Source organism: Pseudomonas defluvii (assembly GCF_001695625.1).
GTDB lineage: Bacteria > Pseudomonadota > Gammaproteobacteria > Pseudomonadales > Pseudomonadaceae > Aquipseudomonas > Aquipseudomonas defluvii.
On record NZ_MBPN01000344.1, the window covers coordinates 1 to 343 of the forward strand.

Annotated in this window: 1 protein-coding gene; it reads right to left on the reverse strand. The window is 66.2% G+C overall.

Annotated features, from left to right (window positions below; all coding sequences use genetic code 11):
- Window positions 1-343: contractile injection system protein, VgrG/Pvc8 family (locus EKA13_RS27615; protein ID WP_281182135.1), on the reverse strand; the 343-nt coding region annotated here is incomplete at both ends.

The window sequence follows — 343 nt, forward strand, 5'->3', positions numbered from 1 at the left end:
AGATGCCCCGTCACCAGGCTCGGCTGGTCGCTTCGGCCCTCCGCTACCCGATGCTCGGCCCGGTGGCGTTCCAGGGCGCGCTGGCTGAGTCGCTTGCCCTCCTCGCCCTGCAGAAAACCACCGGGGTAGGTGTAATCCTCCAGGTTCGGCTCCGGGTAGGCCGTATCAGCCTGACGCTCGGCCTCGAGCACGAAGCTGGATTTCTCGAAGTCGTAGTCGCGCCAGAACGTGCGCCGGGTGCGCGCTTCCACGCGCAGGTTGAAACGGCTGATTACCGGCTCGTCGGCCACCAGGCCACTGTCCTGTTGGTAGGGGGTGGGCTGGCCGAGTTTGGGGAAAAAGG